General features: G+C 41.2%; 23 protein-coding genes, 1 other RNA gene and 1 pseudogene. 22 read left to right on the top strand and 3 right to left on the bottom strand.

All coding sequences use genetic code 11. The features are described from left to right. Positions 1–162 precede the first annotated feature (162 nt). From V1500_RS14420 to ssrS, 8 genes are all read left to right on the top strand, one after another. Entirely contained in the window at positions 163–402 is a 240-nt protein-coding gene (locus V1500_RS14420) for a spore coat associated protein CotJA (RefSeq protein WP_409300225.1), read from the top strand. A 1-nt stretch (position 403) separates the two neighbouring features. Then, on the top strand, positions 404–670 hold the full coding sequence (locus V1500_RS14415; RefSeq protein WP_409300223.1) for a spore coat protein CotJB: 267 nt from the start codon (positions 404–406) through the stop codon (positions 668–670). 12 nt (positions 671–682) lie between these two features. Further along, positions 683–1,252, top strand: coding sequence for a spore coat protein CotJC (cotJC, locus tag V1500_RS14410; protein ID WP_409300221.1), 570 nt, complete (start codon positions 683–685; stop codon positions 1,250–1,252). 380 nt (positions 1,253–1,632) lie between these two features. Next, the gene (locus V1500_RS14405; RefSeq protein WP_409300220.1) at positions 1,633–1,962 is read left to right on the top strand and encodes a four-helix bundle copper-binding protein; all 330 of its coding nucleotides are present in this window, start codon (positions 1,633–1,635) and stop codon (positions 1,960–1,962) included. A 731-nt stretch (positions 1,963–2,693) separates the two neighbouring features. Beyond that, a complete protein-coding gene (locus tag V1500_RS14400; protein WP_409300218.1) occupies positions 2,694–3,842 on the top strand; it encodes a cation:proton antiporter in 1,149 nt (382 codons plus the stop codon). Between the two features lie 282 nt (positions 3,843–4,124). Then, a complete protein-coding gene (locus V1500_RS14395; protein ID WP_409300216.1) occupies positions 4,125–5,405 on the top strand; it encodes an SLC13 family permease in 1,281 nt (426 codons plus the stop codon). Between the two features lie 14 nt (positions 5,406–5,419). After that, entirely contained in the window at positions 5,420–5,701 is a 282-nt protein-coding gene (locus V1500_RS14390; RefSeq protein ID WP_409300214.1) for a hypothetical protein, read from the top strand. 233 nt (positions 5,702–5,934) lie between these two features. After that, positions 5,935–6,135: non-coding RNA, 6S RNA (gene ssrS / locus V1500_RS14385), on the top strand. A 420-nt stretch (positions 6,136–6,555) separates the two neighbouring features. On the opposite strand, the gene V1500_RS14380 is transcribed toward ssrS, so the two are convergent. The 3 genes from V1500_RS14380 to V1500_RS14370 form a co-directional block, all read right to left on the bottom strand. Next, complete coding sequence (locus V1500_RS14380; protein WP_409300213.1) at positions 6,556–6,927, bottom strand: VOC family protein; 372 nt, start codon at positions 6,925–6,927, stop codon at positions 6,556–6,558. A 383-nt stretch (positions 6,928–7,310) separates the two neighbouring features. Next, entirely contained in the window at positions 7,311–7,943 is a 633-nt protein-coding gene (locus V1500_RS14375; protein ID WP_409300212.1) for a hypothetical protein, read from the bottom strand. A gap of 16 nt (positions 7,944–7,959) precedes the next feature. Next, complete coding sequence (locus V1500_RS14370; RefSeq protein WP_409300210.1) at positions 7,960–9,339, bottom strand: selenium-binding protein SBP56-related protein; 1,380 nt, start codon at positions 9,337–9,339, stop codon at positions 7,960–7,962. A gap of 792 nt (positions 9,340–10,131) precedes the next feature. Between V1500_RS14370 and V1500_RS14365 the strand changes: the two genes are divergently transcribed. The 14 genes and pseudogenes from V1500_RS14365 to V1500_RS14300 all read left to right on the top strand — a co-directional run bounded on the left by V1500_RS14365 (position 10,132) and on the right by V1500_RS14300 (position 23,683). Further along, positions 10,132–10,608 carry a metal-dependent hydrolase gene (locus V1500_RS14365; protein ID WP_409300208.1) on the top strand — a complete coding sequence of 159 codons (477 nt, stop codon included), beginning with the start codon at positions 10,132–10,134 and terminating at the stop codon, positions 10,606–10,608. Positions 10,609–10,954: 346 nt separating this feature from the next. Further along, positions 10,955–12,388, top strand: coding sequence for a serine hydrolase domain-containing protein (locus tag V1500_RS14360; protein WP_409300207.1), 1,434 nt, complete (start codon positions 10,955–10,957; stop codon positions 12,386–12,388). A 338-nt stretch (positions 12,389–12,726) separates the two neighbouring features. After that, on the top strand, positions 12,727–13,188 hold the full coding sequence (locus tag V1500_RS14355; protein ID WP_409300205.1) for a flavin reductase family protein: 462 nt from the start codon (positions 12,727–12,729) through the stop codon (positions 13,186–13,188). Next, positions 13,185–14,039, top strand: a complete 855-nt coding sequence (locus tag V1500_RS14350; protein ID WP_409300204.1) for a XylR N-terminal domain-containing protein — start codon at positions 13,185–13,187, stop codon at positions 14,037–14,039. Before V1500_RS14355 ends, V1500_RS14350 begins: the two co-directional genes overlap by 4 nt. Beyond that, positions 14,036–15,043 (top strand): PucR family transcriptional regulator, encoded by a 1,008-nt coding sequence (locus tag V1500_RS14345; RefSeq protein ID WP_409300202.1) that lies wholly within the window; start codon positions 14,036–14,038, stop codon positions 15,041–15,043. The genes V1500_RS14350 and V1500_RS14345 overlap by 4 nt, the downstream gene beginning before the upstream one ends. Before the next feature lie 357 nt (positions 15,044–15,400). Continuing rightward, positions 15,401–16,948, top strand: coding sequence for a 4-hydroxyphenylacetate 3-hydroxylase family protein (locus tag V1500_RS14340; protein WP_409300200.1), 1,548 nt, complete (start codon positions 15,401–15,403; stop codon positions 16,946–16,948). Between the two features lie 105 nt (positions 16,949–17,053). Then, positions 17,054–17,184, top strand: a pseudogene (locus V1500_RS14335) (flavin reductase family protein); the annotation flags it as partial. Positions 17,185–17,329: 145 nt separating this feature from the next. Continuing rightward, positions 17,330–18,100, top strand: coding sequence for a dioxygenase (locus V1500_RS14330; RefSeq protein WP_409300199.1), 771 nt, complete (start codon positions 17,330–17,332; stop codon positions 18,098–18,100). A gap of 100 nt (positions 18,101–18,200) precedes the next feature. Next, positions 18,201–19,040, top strand: coding sequence for an alpha/beta fold hydrolase (locus V1500_RS14325; protein ID WP_409300197.1), 840 nt, complete (start codon positions 18,201–18,203; stop codon positions 19,038–19,040). Between the two features lie 45 nt (positions 19,041–19,085). After that, complete coding sequence (locus tag V1500_RS14320) at positions 19,086–19,808, top strand: carboxymuconolactone decarboxylase family protein (RefSeq protein WP_409300195.1); 723 nt, start codon at positions 19,086–19,088, stop codon at positions 19,806–19,808. A 21-nt stretch (positions 19,809–19,829) separates the two neighbouring features. Then, the gene (locus tag V1500_RS14315) at positions 19,830–20,516 is read left to right on the top strand and encodes a CoA transferase subunit A (protein WP_409300194.1); all 687 of its coding nucleotides are present in this window, start codon (positions 19,830–19,832) and stop codon (positions 20,514–20,516) included. After that, entirely contained in the window at positions 20,513–21,154 is a 642-nt protein-coding gene (locus tag V1500_RS14310; RefSeq protein ID WP_409300193.1) for a 3-oxoacid CoA-transferase subunit B, read from the top strand. The genes V1500_RS14315 and V1500_RS14310 overlap by 4 nt, the downstream gene beginning before the upstream one ends. A gap of 15 nt (positions 21,155–21,169) precedes the next feature. After that, entirely contained in the window at positions 21,170–22,282 is a 1,113-nt protein-coding gene (locus tag V1500_RS14305) for a muconate cycloisomerase family protein (protein WP_409300191.1), read from the top strand. Between the two features lie 621 nt (positions 22,283–22,903). Continuing rightward, positions 22,904–23,683 (top strand): enoyl-CoA hydratase/isomerase family protein, encoded by a 780-nt coding sequence (locus V1500_RS14300; protein WP_409300190.1) that lies wholly within the window; start codon positions 22,904–22,906, stop codon positions 23,681–23,683. Positions 23,684–23,769 lie beyond the last annotated feature (86 nt).

Raw genomic sequence — 23,769 nt, 5'->3', positions numbered from 1 at the left:
GTGGGGTGCCCTATATTTTTTCTTTCTTGTTTATAACGTCTTGCTAGTTCAGTCGTCAAATCAAGTCAATTTGTTAAGGCCGGGCCGTGATTTTATCATAAACCTTCCAAGCAGGCATACCTTTATAACAGAACAGTTTTTTGGGGAAAGGAGGAAATAAAAATGTATATTCAAAACCCCGCTCAATATACACCGATAAAAGCTTATAAACCCTTTTATAGCCCTTTTGATCCTTGTCCGCCGATAGGAAGGAAATACTATCGTACTCCCCCTCATTTATACATGAATTTCCAGCCACCTAATCTCGAACAATTCCCACCATATGAAGCATTGATGAGAGGAACTCTTTGGAAAGCGTTATACGACTTTTACGAAAATCCATATAAAGAAAGGAATTCTTAATTTGAACAAACAAACTGATGCTGAATATTATCAATTGATGCGGCAGATTCAGGCTGTGGATTTCGTTTTAGTCGAGCTTACACTCTATCTTGACACTCATCCTGACGATGAAACTGCATTACAGCAATTCAACCAGTATTCCATTCACTCGAGACAAGTGAAGCAGGTTTTTGAAAGTAAATATGGACCTTTGATGCAATTTGGTGTCAGTGGTGATCCGGGCCCCGAGTGGGATTGGAACAAAGGTCCATGGCCATGGCAAGTGTAAGGAGGAGAGACCATGTGGGTATATGAAAAGAAGCTGCAATATCCTGTGAAAGTAAGTACATGCAACCCGACACTCGCCAAATATTTGATGGAACAATACGGCGGGGCGGACGGGGAGCTTGCAGCTGCACTGAGATATTTAAACCAGCGGTATACGATACCCGATAAGGTGATCGGGCTGTTGACAGACATCGGGACAGAGGAATTTGCCCATCTCGAGATGATTGCGACGATGGTATATAAACTTACGAAAGATGCGACACCGCAGCAGTTAAGGGATGCCGGGCTTGGGGATCATTATGCAAATCATGACGGTGTATTGTTTTACCATAACGCAGCCGGTGTGCCGTGGACCGCTGCATATATCCAGGCAAAAGGCGATCCGATTGCTGATTTATATGAAGATATTGCTGCGGAAGAGAAGGCACGGGCTACCTATCAATGGTTGATTGATATGTCCGACGATGCCGACCTAAACGATTCGCTTCGCTTTTTGAGGGAACGGGAAATTGTCCACTCCATGAGATTCCGTGAAGCAGTGGAAATATTAAAAGAAGACCGTGATCAAAAAAAGGTTTTTTAGCTGGACAGCAGGGGTGCTTCTGCTGTTTTTATTGATGTTCATTTATTTCCGAATATAAGGGTGGCTCAGATTTTATTCATATTAAGAGACGGAAAGAGGAAAAAGTCAGTAAAAAAAGAGTAACAGCAAAATGGATATTCTTAGCACACACCGGTTACCACTTTCTTCAAGGTGCACCACAATATCCACAGTCCAATATCCCGTAATTCTTTTTGCTTTATCCTCCCTCTTCATTCACTAATACTTCTATCGGTTTAAGCGATGCCATTTCATGATTCGTATCTACACGTTCACGGCTCACCTTGTCCAACAAAAAAGGTTTAATCGAGGATAAGAAAGGTTACGAGTAAAGAAATAAGATGCAAGGAGGTAAAAGGTTTATGATATACCAACAATATCAATCTGCCATCGAAGCGCTTCATGAATGTATCGAGGCATGTAATCATTGCTATGATTCTTGCCTAAAGGAAGAAAATATGCAAATGATGGCTGAATGTATTCGTTTAGACCGAGAATGTGCAGATATTTGTGCATATTTGGAACAGGCAATCGTAAGGGAGACACCTTTTCTTTCTGAATTGTCAGAAGTATGCGTAACGATTTGCGAGGCATGTGGGAATGAATGCAGAAAACATAATCACGATCATTGTCAAAAATGCGCGGAAGCTTGCTTCAAATGTGCGGAAGCCTGCGAAAAATTGATCGCATGATCAAGCGGGGGAATTCTAATTCTTCCCTCCGTATACATATTTCAAAAATCACCATTAATAAGATTATAGGATGGTTTTTTAAATATTTTGATTGAGTTTTTGTTTTGCAGCAGGTTTTGGACGCGCTAAGAAGCCGTTTTCTGTCCATAGCGGGTGTCGTAGTATTTTATGTTTTCATTCACCTATTGCCTCAGTTGAACGATTATCAGCATATTGAGGAGTCCTTTAAAGTGGAGTCTCGAGGTATTTGGAATATCCTATCTATTTAATCATCGGTATTCCGCTATTTTGTTTCTGTCCTTGGTTTTACATTGGAATATCATTCAATTTAGTGATTGGTACAAAGGAAAGGGAAAAGAAAAGCTTCCTAAAGCAGTATCCAGAACGCTTGTGTTAGTTTCAATCTTATTGAAATTGCTTCTGCTTGTATGTTCTTATTAATCTTAGAAAGTGGTCATGCCCGCAGCTATCAATCACTTCCTTATTTTGATATAGTGTTCTATCCTGATCTGGATATATTATTTATTCATGTTATGTTCAAAATTTTTCTATGGTTATGAAAATAGTAAGTGCAAAAGTTTAGTGAATTTGCTATACTAAAAGATATTCACATATAGCGAAGACTCGGAGGAGCCTGTCACCAAGGGATACGTATGTCCCTTGGTGACAGGCTCTTTTTGTATTTATTTGAGTCTGGACACAAATAGTAAAAGTGAAAGGTGGAATCAATTATGCTAATTCTTCAGTTAGCGATTATTTTAGTTACAGCAAAAATTGCGGGAAGCCTGAGTGTCAGACTGGGGCAGCCTTCCGTACTGGGACAATTATTAATAGGAATTGTGCTGGGTCCTTCTGTCCTGGGACTGGTTAATGATACAGAAACTTTGGCAGAATTCAGTCAGATTGGGGTGATCCTGCTTATGTTCATAGCCGGCTTGGAAACGGATATAGACCAATTTAAGAGAACCGGGAAAGCTTCTTCTTATGTAGGTTTAGGCGGTATCATCGTCCCTCTTTTGTTAGGGTTTTTGGCAGGTACGGTTTTAGGGCTGACATCTTTCGAATCCTGGTTCTTGGGTTTATTGCTCTCAGCCACCAGCGTGAGCATCTCTGTTCAGGCCCTTAAAGAGATGAACCAGTTACAAACTCGTGAAGGAACTACGATTTTAGGGGCAGCTGTCATTGACGATGTTGTGGTGATTATAGCTTTGGCGTTCTTGATGAGTTTTGCTGGCGGCGATGTCAATTTGACAACAGTCATCCTCAAGAAAGTATTATTCTTTGCTGGAGCCATTCTTGTCGGATGGAAGCTCGTTCCTTGGTTCCTGAAAAAGTTTTCAACATTAAGGGTTTCCGAAACCGTAATATCATCCGCACTCATCATTTGCTTTGTATTTGCATACCTGGCTGAATATACAGGAGTTGCGGCAATAATCGGAGCTTATATTGCAGGAGTTGCCATCAGTGTGACCGGCTTCAAACACGAAGTTTTTGAAAAGGTCGAGACGATCAGTTATTCCATCTTTGTTCCTGTATTTTTCACGTCGATTGGTGTGACAGCCGAATTTGCAGGCATAGGTGAACATTTAGGGTTAATTACCGTACTAAGCTTTATAGCGATCATGACCAAGCTGACAGGTGCCTCCCTTGGAGCGAAATTTGCCGGATTTAACTGGAACAGTTCTTTAGGCATCGGTGCTGCCATGGTATCGAGGGGAGAAGTCGCACTGATTATCGCGGCATTGGGACTTGAATCTGAGCTGCTTAGCCAGGATATGTTTGCTGTGATTGTTGTTGTGATTCTTGCTACAACCATTGTCACACCTCCGATGATGAAGTGGTTCTTTCAATCAAGAAGACCGGCTGAGAATGCAGCATAAATATATAAAGTAATCCTCCAGAATGTTCCTGGAGGATTGTTTCAATTTTGAAAATCCGAAATCTTGTTTATAATATTCTGTACTTTTTAGAAAAGACAAAGTATAATTTTACCGTAGTTCTTATATATGCGGTTTTTGGTGGAGCCTGTCAACTAAAGGCTCCTTTTGCATTTTAGTGGACTAATTGTACATTTGCAGGTGGTTTCTTCAGGCTGAAAAGGGTGGTGGTTGAAGCAAAACGTTTTCGGTTATAAATAAAACATACATAATTAAGGAGGCACCATGGAACAGCAAGCAATTTTAGCGATCGGAATCTTTCTTGTCATTTACGGCTTGATTATTGCCGAGAAAATTCACCGTACAATCGTTGCGATGATTGGCGCAGTACTGATGATAGGATTAGGGATTATTGATCAGGAAACAGCCATGCACCATATTGACTTCAATACTCTGGGTCTGCTTATTGGCATGATGATTATCGTCAGCATAACAGCAGAAACCGGACTATTCAAATACGTAGCCGTGCTGGCAGCCAAGAAGTCAAAAGGTGAGCCGGTCAGAATCTTAATAGCTCTGGCTTTGATCACGGCAGTTGCATCTGCATTTTTGGATAACGTGACAACTGTACTTCTTATCGTACCTGTTACTTTTAGCATCACCCGACAGCTGCGCGTGCATCCGTTTCCTTTTTTGTTCACACAAATCCTCGCTTCAAATGTGGGCGGAACGGCTACCCTTATAGGTGATCCGCCAAATATCATGATTGGAAGCGCGGTTGAGGAACTTACATTTATGGCGTTCATCGAAAATCTGGCTCCAATCGTCATCATCATTATGCTGACTTATGTACCTGTATTTATCTGGTTATTCCGCAAGCAGCTCAAGACAACGGACGAACTTAAACGCGGAATCATGGATATGAATGAAAACGGACTTATAACGGATAAAAAATTGTTGAACAAATGTTTATTTGTTCTGGGAATTACCATTCTGGGCTTTTTCCTGCATCAGCTGGTGCATTTGGAATCGGCAACCGTGGCTTTGGCCGGTGCATTTCTGTTGCTTCTTTTAACAGGGGAACATATGATGGAGAATGCTCTTGCAAAAGTCGAATGGCCCACCATCTTCTTCTTTGTAGGCTTATTCGTACTGGTTTCCGGCCTTGTCGAAACAGGAGTAATCGCCGAATTGGCTGCCAAGGCCATCGACCTTACTGGAGGGGATGTTGCTGCGACTTCGATGTTAATTCTATGGCTTAGCGCGATCGCATCTTCATTCCTCGATAATATACCGTTTGTAGCAACTATGATTCCAATGATTCAAGAGATGGGGAATATGGGGGTTACTAATTTAGAACCCCTTTGGTGGAGTCTATCATTAGGTGCTTGTTTAGGTGGAAACGGGACCCTGATTGGTGCCAGCGCAAACCTGATCGTTGCTGGCCTGTCAGGCAAGGAAGGGTATCCAATCAAGTTCATTGACTATCTGAAACTCGGATTTCCACTCATGATCCTTTCCATCGTTCTTTCAAGTATTTATATTTACCTTAGATATTTGATATAGGAGAGAGGGAGACAATGTTAACGTACCGATTCAATGAAGATGAACTTTATATAAAAGAAATCGAAAATGGAAATGATGTGGAGTTCAACATTCAATTCCCGCCACAAAGTACATTAATGGAAGAACTAAAAAAGATCGAAAGACACTTTGACGACAATCGAGTACATACTGACGTGCTGTTCTATGTATATCCAAATCATGAATACAGAGTCATTGTGCGTCATGATTATTATACTGATTTCGTATTAGCTCTAATGAAGCACCGCCTGTTGCAGAGCGTCGAATGGAAACCGTAAACTACATAAAGGGGTAGAGTCGCTATTATGCGGTCTCTTCCCTTTTGTAACTTAAAAGGGGTCTCTATTATATGTTTTAAACATTGATCGAACACTTGCTTATTATAGTAAAAGCCGACTAAACGCATCCTATAAACTGTTTTTTTATGAAGGTATGAAGGGTGATGGAGCAAACTGGAAGCTGGAACAGCAATTCCCTTTGAAAAATACACTCATTTAACGTAATATAATCATATAAGCTGCATTGTTCGTAGTGATAATAAAGTTTTAACCTTTAAGCTGTAATAGGGAGTTTTATATCGAAACCTCAATGACAAGCCTCTGTCTATAGTGACATGGAGGACATGCAGGGGAAGGTTTTCTGCGAACACCCACTTTGAGGAGTGGTGGTTTAAAACTTTCTTATACCGATCTACGGCAAAAGCGGCGGTTACATAAGTTTTACAACTACAAACCAGTCTAAATAGGACCAGGTTTTTTTATTTATCCTCGGTGTTTAAGGAACTCTCCAGGAAAAAGAGGCACTCAAAAATAACTTGAATGATAAAACAGCATGTATGGTGACCGTTTCATTATCGCTGGATCGATTCAATATAGTAACAATCAAATAAACAAAGATCAGCCGATTGTCGGTTGATCTTTGTTTTTATTATGGCCTACATTTGCTTCTGGCTATGGTTGCTGTATTTGAACGCCTAAATAATCATCTGTATAGGGATAAGAGGGAATATGTACAAAATAGGTTGCCCAATCATTAGCCCTGAATGACTGGGTATGGGATACTTTTAAAAATAAGGCCTTGTTAAATGGTATTGTTGTTTTTCAGGCGAAAAATATGTGAACGTCTGAGTTTATTACCAGTGTACTTGAAGTTTATTACCATTTGGGTCATAAAAGTGGAAAAAGGCATGACCATTATCTTCTTTTATATCCTCGACCTTAACTTGATTATCAATTAAGTGTTGATGAAATTTAGATAATTCTGGACTTGTAAAGCCAATGCTAAATTCTGGTTCATTATCAATTGTAAAATGTACAAATGTGTCATCTTTGGTAGGAACTAAGATAAGTAAGAAAGGTCCTTGATTTACTTTTAAAATTGCAAGTTCCTCAGTATTGTTTAGTAACTGGAGCCCTAATACATCTCTATACCATTGTGCAGACAGTTCTAAATCTTTTACAGGAATTCTAATATAATGTACTTGTTCAATAAAAGATTTACTCATAGCCTTCTCTCCTTTATTTAATCCGGTATATCAAATAGTTCCCTTTCTATCTACCTTTTTCCTTCCGATTATTGAATTAACCTGCCCTTTAACGGAACAATGTCCTTCTTATTATTCGGAAAATTCCGAGCCGAAAATAAAGATGTCCAAATTTTCCTGCATAATTAAATCAATAACCTGAATCGCGATAAGAAAAAGCGAGGAATCAATCCCCGCTTTCCCGTTTTCTTGGTTTAATCTCGCTCAAAGGTTTCTATTAATATGGTACCCGTTATAACGTTATAAACGGTAATTCCATTCAAAGCACATGTTTCGTAAATGTCATTGTTTTACAGTGTGCAGTGTTACCGGCTCAGGCATTACCTACAATATCAGTTTCTCCCTTAATGAGAATGCATATGACCAGGAGAGGAGCTGTTCATAAAGAACAGGAACAAGCCCACACCGATTAAAAGTACAGCCCACGCCAGGTCAAAGTTCACGATGAATTTTCTGAAGCTGACAATGCCGATATGGTACACAATATAGGCAATGGCTGCCATCACGGTAAGCATTGATAGTTCATGGACAAGCCATAATGGAATGATGTCCGTGAATTTTGTGGCGTTCAGAATAAAAGGTGCGAACAGAAGTCCGGAGCCATGGGTGGAAGAGGCTAAAAATGACCATAAAACCAGCTGGCCATATCCGACATTCAATCCGCCCGACCACTTGAAATGCCGGTAATAACGGAAAAGGCGATATAATCCATAGGCCAGAATCAGAATGGAAATGGTTATGTGTACAGTTTTTATCGGTAAGTGAAATCTTGCCAGTGTCTGTAATCCAATGGTCAGGCTGTCTCCCAAAATCTGTCCCAATGCAATCGGAATAAGGGAATAAAACAGGACCCGTTTTTCTCCTCGCTGCATCGCCAGAAAAACTGCGAATAACCAGCCCATCGCTGGATTTAGTCCATGAAAGGCACCGAGTAAAGAGGCTACTATCATTTGGTTTTCAAATTGGAAAAAGTCCATTTTATCTCATTTCCCCTCATGGATAGCAGAACGTATCCGTTGAGGAGTCTCCCCCCTCGAGCCTGATTTGGTGGGCCCTCACATCCGTAAGCTGAAGCAGGAATTTCTCATCAATTTCTATCCCGCCTTCAGGGTTCACATCTACTTTTATCATAGCTCCGTGAATTCCATCGGGATAAAATTGGTCATCCCAGGTGCTATACAGAGAGTTGGAAAAATAAAGCCTGCTGCCATCCCTGCTTAATTCAACCATCTGCGGGCCGCCTGTTATTTGCGCGCCAGACGGATGGGGTACAGGGTCAACGATTCCTCCTATTTTCACTACCCCCGCAAGAGTCGGGTTGAAAGGATCGCTGACATCATATTGCCGCATTTCACCTGTTCCCCAGCACGAAACATATAGAAACTTGTCATCAAGCGACAGCACCATATCGGTTACCAGCGGCGGCACCGCCCCAACACCTTTAAGCGCAGGAGGAAGCTTGTCGGGATCAGCAGGCTGTGCAGGTATTTCAATGATCTTTTCTGCCTTCCATTTACCTTCGTCACGATGCCAAACCCAGATAGAACTGGCCAGATTTGTTACATCTATAACCACACTAGCAAAGCCATAGGTTTTACGAGGATCATGGGCAGGGCGGAGCTCCAAAACCATCTGATGCTGGTCCCCAAAATCGATTTCATCAATATGGCTTCGGGTTCGGCTGTCGAAGAAGTGGAGCTTATGGCCGTACTTCCTTTCCAACAGTGCATCCAGGTTAAGCCCATTCTCAAAAAGGTCAGGCGTTGCCCATTCGCTGGTGACTGTCACATCATGTGCAATATGCCACCAAAAATCATAGGCATAATGTTGGGAACCGCGATCCATTTCCCAGGCGCCCAAGACATTGAAATTAAAGTGATCAAGCAGCATGATGCCACCCGGTCCTCCGTCTCCTTCAGCTGCACCAAGGGCGCTTATAAAAATCCCTTCCGGCCCGCAATGTACGGTGTGAAGACGGCTGTACCCGGTCCTGCGTTTAATCTCCTCGGGTTCAATTGTGCGAACGATTTTCGGATTTCTGGGATCCGGTTTCGTATCGATGATATATACCCTCGATGAACGGATACCAGGCACGATCAGGTACCTTCGTTCCAATTGCGGATGGAAGGCGGTAGGGCATAGTGCTGAGCTGCAGGCATTCCAGCCAAAATGGTGAAGCTCATCTTCCAATCCCTCTGGAAGCTCTATTTTGCTGATCAGCTGTCCATAAGTTTTAGAATCGGAGTCAAGATCGACTACCCCAATCGCATCAGGCTTTAATAAAGCAATATAAGCAAGCTTTTCTTTTGGTGCTTCCATTGCCGTTCTCGCGGATGGATAAAATGTTGGATCTGTTCCAAATAATTTAGCCATGCATTTCCACCTTCCTTTTTGAAAAATTGGCTATCTTTGCTGACTTTTCCGGGCTTATTAGTCGGTATTGATTGTTTGCCTGACATATCTATATCCTCTATCACTGTATGGCGGGATTCATGTGATTTATGACAAATCACAAAATCATGCTTCATGAATAGCTGATTGATATGTTATGCGGGTGAGTTTCAGAGTTGATTTTCTGATTACATGACGATGGCAAAAACATTTGAGGGCAAACGATTCATCTGTTTGTAAGCGGGGAGTAGCTGCAATTCACTTGCTGCTTTTTTACGAAGACAGCCATACGAGATGTGTTCGTTTCGTTGCTGTCTCTCTTGACGAAAACCTATTATATGGAAACGTTTTCTATTGATATATTTACGCCTTTCATGCAAGATGTTCCTGCATTTTTTGTAAAAAAATAAATTCATTTTTTTTACCTTGAGAGGTGGTGTAAAGCGGAATATTCACGACGTGTTTGTTCATCAGCTGGGTTTGTATACAATCGATGTAAACAGTCAAATTGCAGAATAAACATCTAAGAATCCCCAAAAAAGGCAATGTGTGAAGGAATAATATAAGGAAATAGGAAGGATTTACTCCATTCCTGAAATATGTGTATACTTATTTAGAAATTTATCAAAAATTGCCTGAAACGTTATTTATTTCATGATTTTTTAAAGTAAGTATGATAGTAAATCTAAACAATGTTTTTTTCTGGGGGATGAACCGGATGAATACTCCTTATTAGATGATACGATCACAGTGAAGGCAGCAGAAGGAGGAGCAATGGAAGGGAAAACACATATAGTTGGTGCTGTAGCCGCTGGTGCCCTTTATTTAAACCTGGGAGGTACAGTTGACCAGGAGGTTCTTTTTTATGGAAGTTTAGCAGTTGGTTCATTAATACCGGACATTGACCATAAAGGCTCGTCGATAGGCCGAAAAATTCCATTTCTCGATAACATCATAAGTGCCGTATTCGGTCATCGATCCTTTACACACAGCCTCGTATTTCTATTCTTAAGCTTCCTGTTGTTTAAACAAACGCCATGGCCTGTATCCGTAGAATTCGGCATCTGGCTCGGAATGTTTAGCCATATGGTGCTGGACATGCTGACAAAACAAGGCATCAAGTTCTTATGGCCATTGAAGCTTAATATCGGAGTACCTGGGGGAATTAAAACGGGCAGTTTGGCGGAAAGAGTGTTTTTCAGTGCCTTGATCGTTTGTATTGGGTATATGGGGATTCGGATGTACTTCTAAGTTTTTCTGGTACCCTAGTAAATGTTCTGCCCTTTATATATTCCAGTGTGAAAGTAAGCCCTTCTCATTAGAGCGGGCTTTTTGGATTTATTTCAATTTGAATAGCCGGTTGAATTTCCCTTCTGCGCACAATATATATTCCATATTGACTAAGAAAATCTCAATTTGTTTCCATAGTTTGCTAGGAAAATCTTAGCCGTTGTCGAATGTAGGGATTGAGAGGAAATTCATTTACAGTATCTGTTTGATAGTTTCCTTTTATAGTGTCAATACAGGATTCTATCATCAATCCTCTTAGGAATCCTCTCTGGCAAGCAACCAAACCATAAAAGGGGTGTGGAAAATTATGAAGGCTGAAGTAAATATGAAAGCATTCGAAGAGGCTGGGAATGAGTTGACTGAAAAATACATGATTCCGGGCACCTCGATTGCGATTGCTCAGGATGGAGAGGCTGTGTATCACAAAGGATTTGGATTCCGCGATGTCGAAGAGGCACTTCCTATCACACCGGATACCGTGTTTGGAATTGCGTCGATTACGAAATCATTTTCCTGTGTAGCGATTATGCAGCTGCAGGAAGCCGGTAAATTGGGTGTGCATGATCCGGTAATCAAGTATCTGCCAGAATTTAAAATTAAAGATGAAGAAGCTTTGAACAAGATAACCATCCACCATTTTATGACACACTCGTCAGGCCTGCCGCCAATGTCTTCTCTCATGTATGCCATGAAAAGATCGATGGATAACGACCCATCGGTCCCAAATTATCCAGGTCTTGAAATTGACCAGGATGGGCATGGACCAATTGATACATATGGAGAGCTTATGCAGTATATTGCCAATCAGGAGTTCGAACTTCTCGGTACGCCTGGCACGCAATTCAGCTATTCCAATGATGCGTACGCCTTGCTTGGAGCCATCGTGGAACAAGTCAGCGGACAAAGCTATGAGCAGTATGTGTATGATCATATTCTTGCTCCATGCGGAATGGAAAACAGCTTCTTTACAATCGGGGAGTATGGTGACTATGACAATATCACGACCTGCTATGCCGAGGACGCAAGTGATGGAACAAAGCGGATCATTTCAGCGCCAATCTGGTGGGATGCGCCGTCGATGAGGGCAGCAGGCTTTTTGAAATCCACTGCAAAAGACTTGTTAAAGTATGCAGAGATATTTCGAAATGCCGGCATTGTTAACGGCAACCGAATCCTTTCTGCAGAGAGCGTCAAAGAAATGACTAAGCCGCATATCCAGGTGCAGCCGGGAAGGTATTATGGCTATGGCCTAATGATTACCCCTGATTATTTTGGCACCAAGCTGGTGGAGCATGGAGGTGCGTTAAAGGCAATTTCATCACAATTAAGTATTTTACCTGAAAAAGGAGTAACCGGGGTAGTTTTGACGAACCTGGCTGGTGTACCGGCTGCACGGCTCATGCAGCTTGCACTGAATGCGTACGAAGGAAGAGAGGTCGGTGCATCCCATATTTCCTTTAAAGAATACGAAATCTCCCAAGTATTGCTCGAGCAGTACCAAGGAGAATACCAGTCCAATGAAGGAATGAAGGTAGCGCTTGAATTTAGAGAGGGTAAACCTGTCCTATCCTCTCAAAATAGTGATATTCCTATTTCTTTCGTAGATGAGCGTACTTTTGTGGCCCATGTCAACGATTCTATAGAAATAGCTGAAATTTTAGTGGATGAAAGCGGCCAGCCATACGGAATTTCCTATCACTTCAGGCAATTTCCTAAAGCAGGAAGCAAACAGCCTGTTTGATTCGCTTCGGTATCCATTTTGATTAAGGGTTTCTTCGTTATTCGCTTTGTATGGTCCCAAGAAATTTACACTGGCCAGAACAGATTACAAAGTATAAAGAATCAATACCTATCAGAAAACATTGCTCCAAGGTTATGTAAACAATTTTATGATTTAGTTGTATATTGGTCAGCTACTTCATTAACAAAGGGGGTGGAATCAGCTCATTTTTTATAACAATTTATACTATTAACATGGCAAATTTGTACATAACCATACATTTTTGCTGTTTCTTGGCAAATGATTATTTTTCTATCATTTATGTGAGCGTAATCAAAAATGCAAAAGGAGATGTTATTATGGATTCAAGAGAATTTAGAAACTGTATGGGACATTTCGCTACAGGTGTAACTGTTGTCACATGTGATACGGAAGAAGGGATACATGGCATAACGGCAAATTCTTTTACTTCTGTTTCGCTTGATCCACCGCTTGTTTTAGTTTCTATAGACAGAAAGGCGAAAGCACTGAAATATTTACAAAACAACAATTTCACTGTAAACATCTTAAACGAGGACCAAGAGGATATCGCAATGCATTTTGCTGGCCGTCCCCTTGGTGAACCAACTTTTCAATTGGTAGAAGGTAAACTATGTACCAGGTTAAAAGAGACCCTTGCTTATGTGGCATGTGAGCCATGGGCCGAGTATGATGGTGGGGACCATGTTTTATATGTGGGTAAGGTAAATGAATTTAATTATACATCCGGTCGTCCGCTTGCCTACTATTGCGGCAAATTTTCGAACGTTCTGCCTAAGTGAACCGAATTGAAAATTGCGAAAAAGTGAGGGGAAGGGAGAAAATGAAAGCCCATAAATTGCAGTTTGAAAGTTTAATAGATACTAATCCCCGTACTGGTGTAATAAAGTTCAGTGATAGAAGAATGGCCTTGGTGTCTGTAGAGGCACTGGGCATTTTAAGGAGAGATTTGGTTAATACCCTGAGCATGGAGAGAGCTAAAGGTTTTCTCATGCGTTACGGATGGGCATGTGGATACAATGATGGGCAGACTTTAGAAAAAATGTATGAATGGGATTCGCTAAAGGAGCTATTATTGGCAGGTCCACAGCTTCATACAATTGAGGGAATCGTTACTGTTGAACCTGATATTCTGGAGCTGAATGAAGATGCTCTTCATTTTACCGGGATATGGAGGAATTCATTTGAAGCGGTTGAACATATTAATCATTTTGGTTATAGCAATGATCCTGTATGCTGGATTCTTATAGGATATGCCAGTGGCTATTTAACAAGTGTATTTGGACAAGAAGTGCTTGTATATGAAGAATCATGCCAAGGAAAAGGAGAAGCCCATTGCTACTTTGTAGCGAAAACCTATGATCCCCTGGATGAAAGGCACAAGCAAGACTTACGTTATTACAAGACTGAAACATTGATATCAGAATTAGATCGGGCATATAAGGAAGTTAGAGAACTCAACGATAACATAATAGAATCCGAGCGGGTTCAAAACGAATTAACTGATATGCTGCTTGAAGATAAAAATGTTTCAGAAACGGTTAGATTGATATCAGATATTGTCCAAAAAAGTATAGTTATAGATTCTTTTCAAAAAAGATGGATAGCTGTTTTAAGTCCATTTCAGATATGAAAACGTATGAAATTTGGATCAAAAATCAGGGGACGAATAAAGCACTGGATACATACATAGATACATTCCCAATTCGGACTCATGATGTGAATCTAGGAAGAATGGTTGTCATAGGAGATAAACCGCTTAGTAAAAGGGAAAAAATGATAATTAAAAGATCAGTTATCGTAAGCACTGTTCAATTATATCACCAGAGGAAAATCACACAATCCATTTGGCGGAAACGGGAGGATTTCTTTGATGAATTACTGAATAACAAAATTGATGAAAACACACTTCAACGACATCTGCATGTATTCGATTTTAATCCCCAGCAACCTAACCGCATCCTCGCATTAAAGCAAGATCCTTTTGACAATAAAAAAGATATCCTTCAATTCATAAGCTTGCTACATCCAGAAATTGATGCTTTCATAAAAGATCAATATATCGTTCTTGTTTTGACAGAAAAACAGTTCGAGATAGAAACCTTTACATCGAAACTCCAGAAAGCCATTCAGGAAGAATTCAAAAATATTAAAACATATATTAGTGTCGGACGCATAGCTAGAAATCTCAAGGATTTAGCAAAGAGTTATAAAGACGCATGCCGCATCTGTGATTTTATACAACTTGCATATCCCACTGACAGCAGAGCTTCTTATTATGAAGAATTGGAGCCCGTCATTATGTTCCTAAAAGGTATCGATCAGGAAGAGTTAATTGATTTTTGTAGAGAAACCATCGGTAAATTAGTGGCATACGACGAAACAAATCAAGGAAATTTAGTTATCACTTTGAAGGCCTATTTGGACCATAATGGGAATCTTCAGCAAACTGCAGACGACCTGCATCTGTCCATTGCAGGTTTACGTTACCGAATAGAAAAGATTGAATCATTATGCCAAGCTGACTTAAAAACTGGAACTGGAAGATTTAAATACCAGTTGGCTATTCGCATTTACTTTGCCATGCAAATAATTAATATGAGACCAATGCTTGCAGCATACCCTTCTAATCATTAAAAAAATGAGTTGGGTATTTTTCCTGCTTTGCTTTATATGGTCTTTCAAAGATCATGAAGAAGTGGCTTCATTGCTTCTTTAATGGTCTTTTTAATTATTGTTTCAGGTTTCATAGAAAGATTAGACCAGCCTGTAAAAGGTAAGCGGAAATTTGTAGTGGATGTAAGTTAAACCTTACTAAGGAATGATAATAACTTGAAAACCAGATCAAATAAATAGAGCAATATTTACCGCAAAAACATAAAAAAGAACAGCTTTTATCAGTATATTTTTACAGTTTAAAAAGATTTAAAAACAAAAGATAATAAAAACAGGGAATGAAAGCGCTTTAAAAATTATTTTTGGGGAGGCTTGAGAATGAAAGTTGAGCAAATAGTAAGGACAAAACGGCCATTAACCGGACAAGAATACCTGGAAAGCCTGAGGGACGGCCGAGAAGTCTGGATTCATGGAGAAAAGGTTGAAGACGTCACCACTCATCCGGCTTTCCGGAATTCCGCTCGTTCCATTGCAAGGCTATATGATGCTTTGCATGATGAAAAAACAAAGGATATTCTAACTGTACAAACTGATACAGGAAATGGAGGATATACACAAAAGTACTTCCAAACAGATAAAACTACCGAGGATCTGTTAAAATCCCGGGATGCAATCGCCCAATGGGCTAAACTATCATACGGGCAAATGGGCAGATCACCTGATTACAAAGCCGCATTCCTGGCCACGCTCGGTGCGGATCCAGATTACTATGCGCCCTATCAAGATAATGCGAGAAGATGGTATAAGGAAGCACAGGAAAACAATTGGTTTTTCAACCATGCCATCATCAACCCGCCGGTAGACCGACATAAACCTTTGGAAGCCGTGTCAGACATTTTTATTAAAGCGGTAGGCGAAACCAAGGAAGGAGTAATTGTAAGCGGTGCAAAGATGGTAGCCACCGGATCGGCTCTGACAAATTACAATTTTGTCGCCCACTATGGTGCAGCCCCAATCACAAAAGAGGAATTTGCCCTCTGCTTTATAGCATCCATGGATACCCCAGGCGTAAAGCTTGTTAGCCGGGCTTCATATGAAATGAACGCGGCAGTAATGGGCAGTCCGTTTGATTACCCTTTAAGCAGCAGGTTTGATGAAAATGATGCTGTTCTTATCTTTGATGAAGCCTTGATTCCATGGGGAAATATCTTGATCTATAAAGACGTGCACAAAATTAATAATTTCTTTGCTGAATCTGGTTTCCTAAATCGTTTTACATTCCATGGAGTGACAAGGCTTGCTGTCAAGCTGGATTTTGTGTCAGGTTTACTTATAAAAGCTGTAAAGGTTAATGGCACAGATCAGTTCAGGGGAGTACAGGCTAACGTAGGAGAAGTTTTGGCATGGAGAAATATGTTTTGGGCTTTAAGTGATGCTATGGCACTTAACCCTAACCAGGGAACAAATGGAACAGTTCTGCCGAATTTAAATTATGGATTAGCATATAGAGTCTTTATGTCAGAAGGATGGCCAAAGGTGAAAGAAATCATTGAAAACGTGGTGGCAGGAAGTCTAATCGTCCAGCCTTCTAGCTCACGCGACTTTAAAAATCCGGAGCTGCGGCCTCTACTCGATAAACTGTACCGGGGGTCAAATGGTGTTGAGTCAGTAGAAAAGATCAAGCTTATTAAGCTGCTCTGGGATGTAGTAGGTACAGAATACGGCGGCAGACATGAACTATATGAACGTAATTATTCAGGAAACCATGAAAACATTCGTCTGGAAAACCTTATCGTCGCCAATCAGAATGGGCAAGCGTCTGAGTTTGAGAAATTCGTAGACGAATGCATGAGCGACTACGATCTGAACGGGTGGACAAATGATACATGGATCAATCCAGATGATATCAGCTATTTTTCTAAATAAATAGATTTTCATTGCACCATACAAAATAAGGAATTTAAGGAGACAGAATGAGTTGCTAATTAAATAAAAGAAAATTTTCTAGGAATACGAAATAAATGGTGTTACATGTTTTTAATATACCCTGCAACATTAAGCGAAAGGGAAAACTACAAGCATCTGATAGGAAGTATCATTCCGCGTGCTATAGCGTTTGTCCGTCCCTTTCTGGGAGAGAGGTTCTGAATGCAGCTCCATTCTGTCTTTAGAAAAAATTGTGCAAACAATTTTACAGATTGAGGCTCTGATCGCGAAGCAAATATATTCAATAAAAATATATGCGATTACATAAATTTGTAGAGTCTCACAACTATTTTAATCATTTAAAAATAGGAGGAAATGATGATGGCAGAAACTCAAGTAAAGAATCAGCGTGTGTTGGAAATGTACGAAAGCTTTGTGAAGCATTTGAAAAACTTTTTGGATGAACAGCAGATTGATCACGAAGAATACTCTAATTTCGTGAAATGGGCAGACCGTCTTGGACGTAGCGGTGAAATCCCTTTGTTTTTAGATGTGTTTGTAGAAACTCATGTACTTGAAGCCAGGTATAAGGATGCCCCTGGAACACAGCCATCACTCCTTGGGCCATACTTTGTTGAGGGGTCCCCGCTATTGGAACAAAAACCATTCGTACTTCCGCAGCGCTCAGATGAAGCAGGGGATAAACTGGTTTTTCACGGCAACGTTTCCTCTTTGGACGGAAAGCCATTGGCCAACACGAAAGTAGAATGGTGGCAAGATGATAACGATGGATTATATTCGAATTTCGACTCACCTGCACCTGAATTTAACCTTAGGGGCCATTTCTATACAGATGAGAATGGTGACTTTGAGGTCAGTTCTATCGTCCCAATTCCTTATCAGATTCCAACAAATGGGCCAACAGGTGAATTCGTACGCGCTGCAGGCTATCATGCATACCGCCCGGCGCATATCCATATGATGTTTATCCATGAAGGATATGAAACTCTTATTACGCAAGTGTTCTTTGAGGGTGATCGATGGTTAGAAACTGATGTAGCCAAGGGTGTTCGTTCCTCATTATTAACTCAGCTGAATCAAGTTGGCGACCATAAAGAAGCTTCCTTAAATTTCGTCCTTCGTCCTTTATGAAACAAATATATACTAGGACCGTCGGGAAGTATCCCGATGGTCTTTGTTTTAAGCCATACATGAAAAACAGATATTCAAGTAAAGCGGGGTGTAATAATAAATGGGACTATATAAGATCAGAGTTAATGGGAATGAAATGCAGGTCGCTGACTATTATGGAACAAAAGGGACGATCATTGCCATACATGGATTAACAGGGACACATAAAAATATGCAATTTTATTCGGAGAACTTTAAAGGAGATTACCGTATCATTTCTGTCGATCTAAGGGGGAGAGGCAATAGTGCAGAAGCAGATGCAGAAACTTCGATATTCAAGCATGCTGAAGACATTATTGCCTTGATCAAGGAACTTCAAATCGAAAATCCGATTTTGTTGGGCCATTCAATGGGAGCGTTTATCTCAGCTATTGTCGCTAGTAAACTACCTTCTGTTAAAGCAGTCATTTTACTTGATGGCGCCGCTAACATGTCCGAACACCAGCGGACCATTGTCCAGCCCTCGCTTGGGCGTCTCAGCAAAGAATACGTATCCAGCGAGCACTATTTGGCTGTAATTAAAGGGATTTATCAAAATTTAGGCATCACGTGGAGTGAAATGCTTCAGGAAACAGTCGAATATGAGGTAGGCCCTGTCGATGATCACTGGGAAAACAAATCAAATGAAGGAAAAATACTGGCAGATTTCCAAAGCTTTTATACCTTCAACCCGAAGGAAATATGTTCACATATCCACTGTCCGGTGTTGCTAGTGTACGCTAAAGGAAATATCGGACAGTTGCCCCCCCTATTTGATCTAAGTGATTATGAACAAACGCGTGCACATACAAAGAATCTGGAAGTCGTGGTGTCTGAGTGCAACCATTATACGATGGTCTTTGAAAATCGAGAAGATATCAATACTTATATTGAAACGTTTTTAAAGAAAATGGAAGATTAATAGTCTCATGATAACCTAATAACATAGTGAAAGGTGGAAGGGAAATTGAGTAAAGGCTTGGCATATTTTAAAGAAGTCTATGATCAAGTGCCTGGATGGGTGCAGAAAATGCATGATTATGGACCGGGAGTATTAGAGCATTATACGGGGATCCGCAGTGAAATCATGCAGGATGGCGCCCTTTCTAGGAAGGAAAAGGATATACTCATTGCCGCGATGAACGCTGCCAGACTTTACCCGCGCAGCATGCTCTATCATACAAAGGGTGCTATTGATTTTGGGTATACAATCCCTGAAATCGTTGAATATTTTCTCGTTTCTTATTTGTATCGGGGAGGCGCTGCTCTCAAAGTATCGCTTAAGGCACTTGCATACGCTTTTGAACTAAAAGGGAAACCAGTCAAGCAGCCAGCATTGGAGCCACAGACAAATGAAGATATTCTGAACACCATAATAAATTGGCTAGAACAGGAAGATAACAACTTCGTAAAGAGCGCTTTAGATGTGATCAAGACTAATGATCCTGCCAGGATTGAAAAAAAGCTCCTTTCTGAAGGTCATGTATCTACAAGGCTGAAATGTCTGAGTATGGTTGGCAACTATATAACCGAGCTCAGGGGGGAAGAAGCGGCTGTATGGATTGAAAAGGCGAGACAGGCTGGGGCGACAGAAGCGGATTTGGCTGATATCGGTTATATCTGCATTTTAACAGCTGGAATTCCTTCATGGTTCGAACTAAGTGACTCTTTAAAACAGGCTGGGCAATAATCTTCAAATGGAGGGAAAGGTATGTCCAAGATAAAAAAAGAGGTTGAAGAAGCGTTATCCTGCGTTGAATCAGGCCAGACCATCTTGGTTGGGGGCTTTGGCCTGATTGGCGCGCCGCTTACTTTGATTGACGGGCTTACGAAGAAGGATGTAAAGGAACTGACCATTGTCAGCAATAATCTGGGCGAACCAGGAAAGGGACTTGGGATCCTGCTGAATCAAAATAAAATCAAAAAAGGGATTGGCTCCTATTTTACAAGCAATAGGGATGTTGGAGATAAATACCAAAAAGGCGAAATTGAACTTGAACTGTTGCCACAGGGAACATTGGCAGAATCACTCCGGGCAGGGGGGTCTGGACTGGGTGGTTATTACACCACTACTGGAGTGGGAACCAATTTAGCAAAGGGAAAGGAAGAACGTGAAATAGATGGTGTGACATATCTGTTTGAAAAAGCGATACGTGGCGATGTCGCCTTGATCCGTGCTCATAAAGCCGACCGCTTGGGGAATCTAGTTTACTATAAAACAGCACGAAATTTTAATCCACTTATGGCAACGGCTGCAAACACCGTTATAGTCGAGGTTGATGAAATTGTTGAACCTGGGCAGCTGGATCCTGAAGAAATTGTCACACCGCATCTTTATATTGATTCTATTATTGTGGCTCAGCAAATCCTTACAAAGGAAGGAGTGGTATTCAGATGAGTACACAATTAAGCAAACAGGTATTGCAGCATCTTATTGCAAAGCGAGTTGCAAAGGAACTTGTAGGCCCTTACACCGTGAATTTAGGCATTGGTATACCCACTCTTGTCGCTGAATATCTGGAGGATGATCAAGTTTATCTTCATACAGAGAACGGACTTCTAGGTGTGATGAATATTGAAGAAGACAGGATTGACCCAAATCTGGTAAATGCCGGAAAGCAGCCAGTTGGTGAAGCAATTGGTGCATCATTTTTCAATAGTGCTGATTCGTTTGCTATGATCCGCGGAGGGCATGTGGACGTGGCAATACTGGGAGCACTCCAGGTAGATGAAAGCGGGATTATTGCAAATTGGGCGGTTCCAGGAAAGAACATTATGGGTGTCGGCGGTGCGATGGATTTACTTGTTGGGGCAAAAAAGGTCATAGTGACCATGAATCATACCTCTAAGGACGGACAAAGCAAGATTTTAAAAGAATGTACGTATCCGATCACTTCAACTCGATCCGTAGATATGCTCGTTACCGAATTGGCTGTTTTTAAGGTGAAGCAGAAACAGCTAAAGCTTATGGAACTGATGCCAGGTGCCACCATTGAGGAGGTACGGGAGAAAACAGAGGCCAACTTTATCGAATAGGGAGCTGCTTAAATAATGAAGATCCAATCAGTAGAAGTTCTTATAATAGATTTGCCAACTGTCCGACCCCATCAGCTTGCAATGCATACCATAGTTACACAAACAATTGTTGTCGCCTGCTTGAAGGATGAAGAAGGTCGGGAAGGCTGGTCAGAAGTGGCTACAATTGGGGGGGCTTCCTACGGGGAATCAACTCCAGAAGCGATAAAAGTAAACATTGATAAGTACATTACCCCGCTGTTGATTGGAAAGGATCCCGTTCACTTTGACAAAATCCTGTACGAAGTTGGCAAGCAGGTAAGGGGCAATTATTTTGCCAAAGCATTAATAGAAGCAGCCATTATTGATTTGGCAGCAAGGGCCAAAGAGGTTCCAGCGTATGAATTGTTTGGAGGACAAATTAACTCTGCCTTGCCAGTGGCATGGACGCTGGCTAGCGGAAATACAGAAAAGGATATTGAAGAAGCGAAAGAGTTACTACACCAGAGGCGCCATAACATTTTTAAATTGAAGATTGGAAAAGGTGACCCCAATAAAAATGTTGAACATGTATTGAAAATTAAAAATGCAATTGGGAACAATGCAAGGATTACGGTAGATGTAAACCAGGCGTGGGATGAGGATACGGCGAATTACTGCATTGCCGCCTTACAGGACGGTGGAGTCTCAATGGTGGAACAGCCTCTGGCTTCATGGAACCATGAAGGAATGGCGCGCCTGACTAGACGCTTTCGAGTTCCCATTATGGCTGATGAAGCCGCGAATTCAATTTACGATGCTTTCCAAATTGCAAAGCATCGGGCTGGAAATTCCATTGCTTTAAAGATTTGTAAAGCGGGAGGGCTGAGTCAGACAAAAAAAGTGGCAGCAATTGCCGAAGGGGCAGGACTTGGATTGTACGGCGGCACAATGATCGAATCCAGTTTGGGAACGGCAATATGCGCCCAACTTTATTCCACTCTTCCAGAGTTGAAATTTGGAACAGAGTTATTTGGACCGCTTCTTTTTAAAGACAACCTGACATTGAACAACATTACATATGAAAACTTTGAAATCGTCATCCCGGATGGCCCAGGATTTGGCATGGAAATAGATAAGGAAAAAATAAAGCATTATGCAAGGGATTAGAGTTTAGTTAAGGGAGGGGATTGTAATGGTAAAGGTACTTGTCGATTCCATTCAAACAGTAATTGGCAAGCTAGTGGGAGTTTAGGAATGAATCATTACTGAATTGGTTCGCCGTACTGAACTATGCAAATTAATGGGATTGATGGTCGGTTGGTTCGACTTTTAAGAATTTCCACAAGCGTTGGAAGTAACACGTGGCAACGAAACCATCTACTTCGCACTTCATGTTTCTGGAATGCAGGACAGATTAATGGGAAAATTTATGAACAGCTATAACAATTAATAATCGGTAAACCCTATTTTATTCTCTCTACCGCTAATCCGTCAATTGGCGGTGTTTTATTGTATGGACAGAGAGTGTCTGCTAATCACACTAAATATAACTACCGTATGTCTAGAAGATAGAGGTAACCATTCAAAAGTCTATAATATAAAATATCTTCCAAAAAGGAAGGAAAGAAAAGGTTTAAGAAAGAAGTATTCAGCTAATCAGCCATACTATGGAATTTCCGAGGTTTTGTTCGAAGGTTGAGACGATATACGGGTAGAAAAAAGTTTCAAATTATTATTGGGTGCCAAACATGCATCCCGAGTGAATCTACTATTTGAAAAGGGAGGACTATGATGAATGAACCATCGGTGATCTATGAACAGAAAAACAATACTGCCATAATTAGCTTAAATAGGCCGCGTACTTTGAATGCTTTCAATGATGAAATGGGTGAACGCTTGCTGGAGTGCCTAGAGAGAGCTTCTGGCGACAATGAAATCCGCTGTGTCATACTGACCGGTAGGGGAAAAGGATTTTGCTCTGGCGAAGACCTTCAGATGGATGAGGGCGATTTTTCACCCGAAAGGACTTTGAAGCAGCGCTACATTCCCATTGTCAAAGCCATCAGAAGCATGAAAAAACCGGTAATCGGTGCCATCAATGGGGCAGCAGCCGGTGCCGGTTTCAGTTTGGCTCTTGCTACGGACATTCGCATTGCTTCCGAAACGGCGAAGTTTGGGCAAGTATTCGTAAATATAGGCTTCATTCCGGACGCGGGAAGTACCTATATGCTGCCGAAGCTGGTGGGTAATGGTGCTGCACTGGAGATGATGATGACTGGTGACATGATCTCTGCTGCCAAAGCTTTGGCGTTTGGGCTGGTTAATCAAGTGGTACCGTCTGCAGAATTGCTTTCCCACTGTCTTCAGCTTGCAGACAAATTGGCGGAAAAAGCCCCTCTTGCCATCGGTTACACAAAGCAGCTTGTTTACCAGCAAGAAAGTGAAAATCTGGAGCGGCAAATGTTCCTGGAAGCTGAAATACAGGAAAAGCTTGCTGGTACATATGATTTCAGAGAGGGAACATCTGCATTCCTGGAAAAGAGAAAACCAATATTTAAAGGAGAGTAACGCATGTATCCCTGATGAGAGGACTCAAACAAAGAAGGGATTTTTCGCACTCTTTTAGGAACACAAGAAGTAGACGCCATCCAATT

The sequence above is a fragment of the Peribacillus sedimenti genome (assembly GCF_046237635.1).
Classification (GTDB): domain Bacteria; phylum Bacillota; class Bacilli; order Bacillales; family DSM-1321; genus Peribacillus; species Peribacillus sedimenti.
This window is presented reverse-complemented; position numbering and strand designations above follow the sequence as displayed.